Here is a 4,266-nt window from a genome sequence, read left to right as displayed (position 1 = left end):
CGCAGCCCCAGGCGAATTGCCGGTTGCTCGCCGTCGATGGGTTCCAGGCTGCAATCCCAGTCGCTGGCCTGCACGTCCACCGGGCGGATCTGCAGGCGATGACGGCGCGCGTCCTGCAGGATCTGGTCCGGGCTGTAGAAACCCATTGGCCAGCTGTTGATCAGCGCGCAGGCGAAAGCCGCCGGCTCATGGCATTTGAGCCAGCAACTGGCGTAGGTCAGCAAGGCAAAACTGGCCGCGTGGGACTCGGGAAAACCATAGCTGCCAAAGCCTTTGATCTGCTCGAAAATCTGCGCGGCGAAGGCTTCGGTGTAGCCGTTCTTGAGCATGCCGTCGCGCAGCCGCTGCTGGTGCGGCTCCAGGCCGCCGTGGCGTTTCCAGGCGGCCATGGAGCGGCGCAACTGGTCGGCCTCGCCGGGGCTGTAGTCGGCGGCGACCATGGCGATCTGCATCACTTGTTCCTGGAACAACGGGATGCCCAGGGTGCGCTCCAGCACCACTTTCAATTCAGGCGATGGATACGTGGTGGGTTCTTCCTTGTTCCTGCGCCGCAAATACGGATGCACCATGCCGCCCTGGATCGGCCCCGGCCGCACGATGGCGACTTCGATCACCAGGTCGTAGAAGGTTTGCGGCTTGAGCCTGGGCAGCATCGACATCTGCGCCCGCGATTCGATCTGGAACACGCCGATGGTGTCGGCCTTGCTGATCATCGCGTAGGTGGCCGGGTCTTCCTTGGGAATAGTTGCCAGGCTCCAATTCTGGTGGCGATGGCGGCGCAGCAAATCGAAGCAGCGCCGGATCGCGCTGAGCATGCCCAGGGCGAGGATATCCACCTTGAGCAGGCCGACGGCGTCGAGGTCGTCCTTGTCCCACTGGATGATGGTGCGCTCGGCCATGGCGGCGTTCTCCACCGGCACCAGGGTGTCCAGCGGGTATTCGGAAATCACGAAGCCGCCGGGGTGCTGGGACAAATGCCGGGGAAAGCCGATCAATTGCCCGGTCAGGGTCAGTACGCGGCGCAGCAGCGGGCTGTCCGGGTCGAAGCCGCTTTCGCGCAGGCGCTCCAATGGCGGCGCGTCGTCGCTCCAGCGCCCGCAGCAGTCGGCCAATGCGTTGACCTGATCCGGCGGCAGCCCGAGGGCCTTGGCCACATCGCGCACCGCGCCGGTTGCGTGGTAGCTGCTGACCACCGCCGTCAACGCTGCACGCGTGCGGCCATAGCGCTGGAAGACGTATTGCAGCACTTCCTCGCGGCGCTCGTGTTCAAAATCCACGTCGATATCCGGCGGCTCGTTGCGCTCCCTGGACAGGAAACGTTCGAACAGCACGTTGCTCAGGCTCGGGTTGATCTCGGTGATGCCCAGGGCAAAACACACCGCCGAGTTGGCCGCCGAACCGCGGCCCTGGCACAGGATCGAACGGCTGCGGGCAAAGCGCACGATGTCGTGCACGGTAAGGAAGTAACTTTCGTAGCCCAGCTCGCTGATCAGCCCCAGTTCCTTGTCGATCTGCTCCAGGGTCTTGGGGTCAATGCCTTCGGGCCAGCGCTGGGCAATGCCCTCCTGGGTGAGGGTGCGCAGCCAGGATTCGGCATCATGGCCTGCGGGCACCAGCTCACGCGGGTAGTGATAGCGCAACTGGCCAAGGTCGAAAGTGCAGCGCCGTGCGATGGCCAGGGTTTCATCGAGCAGGGCTTGGGGATAGAGCGCGGCCAGGGCATCGAGACTGCGCAGGTGCCGCTCGCCATTGGGGTGCAAGTGCAGGCCGGCTTCGGCCACCGGGACGTGATGGCGGATGGCGGTCATGGTGTCTTGCAGGGCACGACGGCCGCGCGCATGCATGTGCACATCCCCGCAGGCGACCGCCGGAATCTGCAGGCTGGCCGCCAGTTGCAGGCGTTGCTCCAGATGGCGCGCATCGTCTTGCCCGCAGTGCAGGTGCACCGCCAGCCACAAGCGCTCGGCGAAGGTGCGGCGCAGCCACTGGATGCTGGCCTGGGTGTCGCTGTCCTGCGCTACCCACAACGCCAGCAGACCGGGCAGCGGTTGCTCGAAGTCTTCCTGCAGCAGGCGGTAGCTGCCCTTTTCGGCGCGGCGTCGGGCCAGGGTGATCAAGCGGCACAGGTGCTGGTAACCGCTCAGGTTTTCCACCAGCAGCACCAGTGTCGGCCCGTTCTCGAGGCGCACTTCACTGCCGATAATCAGCGGCAGTTCCAGCGCCTTGGCTGCCTGCCAGGCGCGCACGATGCCCGACAGCGTGCATTCGTCGGTGATCGCCAGGGCGCTGTAGCCTTGGCGTTTGGCGCGTTCGAACAACTCCAGCGCACTGGAGGCACCGCGCTGGAAGCTGAAGTTGGACAGGCAATGCAGCTCGGCGTAACTCATGCCTGCCCCGCCCCTGCAGGAGCGAGCTTGCCCGCGAAAAACCCAAGGGCACCGCATTCATTCTGGTGCCCCGCGTTATCGTTAACCACCTTCGCGAGCAAGCTCGCTCCTACAGAGGGTGGCGACCTATGGGCTTTCATGCAAACCAGCCTTGCAACCACAATCCATCCTGTTGCCCCACTGTGCGGTAGGCCCAGCCTTGCTGGCCGGTGCGGGTCTGGATGAGGTAATAGTCGCGGCGGATATCGGCGCCGTCCCACCAGCCGGATTCGATGCGTTCCGGCCCCATCAGGATCTGTACGCCCTGCTCGGCCAGCAAGGTCGGCTGGTGCAATAACCAGCCAGGGCGCCGCACCTTGTTCAAGGTCGGGCATGGACGGGGGTCAACGGCGGTTTGCCAGGCGCATTCAGGGCGATGGTCGGCGTGAAAACGCAGGCCCTGCACCGCTTCATCGCCCAGGCGTGCGCGCAGGCGTTCGCGCAATTGTTCCCAGGGCAGGGTCTGTTGCGGGCGGTCATCGAACAGGTCCTGGCGCTGCGGCACGAACACCGGCAAGTCCTGGGCCACCAGGCGAAACCCGCGCACCGGTGCCGTGACTTGCACCTGTTCCAGGCGCCCACGGGCCAGTTCGAACAGCATCGAGGGCTCGCGCTCGGCACTCAGCAGGCCGACCTTGATCACACTGTCGGGCGCCTGGGCATGCTCCAGGTGCAGGTCGAAACGCTGCACGCCACTGTCACGCCCGCACAGGAAGGCGGACAAGTCAGCGGTCAGGCGGCGCAAGGGAAACAGCAAGGCCTGGTGGGATTGCACGTCGAAATTCAACTCGATGCGCACATCGAACCGGTCCGGCGGTTGATAGAAACCCAGGGCCAATGGCCGCTGCCCGGTCAGGGCGTCGAGGTGCTTGAGCAGGCTGGCGTCAAAGCGCCGCGCCAGGGTATGCCGGGGCAGCGCCTGCACCTGGACCAACGTGCGCAGGCCCATGCGCGACAAGGCGGTGGCGGCCTGCGGGTCAATCCCGGCGCGGTCGACCGGCAGTGGCGCCAGCGCCTGCATCAAGGCGCTGTCATCAGCCACCGCCAGGCCATCGTACCGATTGGCCAACACCCGCGCCGCCGCTGGATTGGGCGCGGCGACGATGCGGTGCCGAAAGCCCAGCTCGGTCAACTCTTGGCGCAAGCGCGCTTCGAACTGCGGCCAGGGCCCGAACAGGCCCAGGCTCGACTCGATCTCGAACAGCAAGGCGCGCGGGTAATACACGCTGACCTGGGAACTGAAGCGGTAGGCCCAGGCGGCCAGAAATTGCTGGCAGCGCTCGATCTCCAGCGGGTCGTATTCAGCGCAGGCAAAGGCTTTGGTCAGCGCATGCGCCGCCGTCAGCGACTGGCCGGGACGCAACCCCAGGGCGCGGGCGGCGGTATTGACGGTTTGCAGCACGCGCCGCTGCGGCGTACCGGCCAGCAGTGCCAGCGGCTGATCGGGCTCGGGATGGGCACGCAGCACGGCGTCCAGCGCCAATTGCGGGAAAACAATACAGACCCAGCGCATGGCAACCTCAATGCCCCGCCAGGGCAATCGGCGCCGGGTGAGCCAGGCCGCCCCGGCATTTGAGCACGCGCACTTGTGCCGGCCTTGACTCGACCGCCAGGCGCAAGGCGGCCGGCGATGGATTGATCGCCTCACTCAAGGAGCGCCAGGCAAACGCCAGGGTCTGCCCGGTTTCCGCCGCCACCTGCAAACGGCGCAAGGCCCGGTCATCGGCCTTGTGCGGCCAGCACAACACCGCGCCGCAACTGCCCGAGCGCAGGCATTGTTCCACCGCCCACAGCGCATCACGCTCCTGGGCCTGGATCACTGCGAGCTGGCGCACATCCA

The 4,266-nt window shown here is 65.9% G+C and carries 2 protein-coding genes and 1 pseudogene; all 3 read right to left on the bottom strand.

Annotated elements, in window-relative coordinates:
- Positions 1–2,387: error-prone DNA polymerase (locus BFP96_RS03835; protein ID WP_065935618.1), on the bottom strand; the 2,387-nt coding region annotated here is incomplete at its 3' end.
- Positions 2,388–2,523: 136 nt separating this feature from the next.
- Positions 2,524–3,939 (bottom strand): Y-family DNA polymerase, encoded by a 1,416-nt coding sequence (locus BFP96_RS03830; protein WP_065891790.1) that lies wholly within the window; start codon positions 3,937–3,939, stop codon positions 2,524–2,526.
- Positions 3,940–3,946: 7 nt separating this feature from the next.
- Positions 3,947–4,266, bottom strand: a pseudogene (locus BFP96_RS03825) (DNA lesion error-prone repair protein ImuA); the annotation flags it as partial.

Origin of the sequence: Pseudomonas sp. 34 E 7 (assembly GCF_900005715.1) — a bacterium.
Lineage (GTDB): Bacteria > Pseudomonadota > Gammaproteobacteria > Pseudomonadales > Pseudomonadaceae > Aquipseudomonas > Aquipseudomonas orientalis_A.
This window is presented reverse-complemented; position numbering and strand designations above follow the sequence as displayed.

What these genes read in the sequence shown, in the direction of transcription:
- BFP96_RS03830 (WP_065891790.1), bottom strand. Translation starts at nt 3,939, where the DNA reads ATGCGCTGGGTCTGTATTGTTTTCCCGCAATTGGCGCTGGACGCCGTG.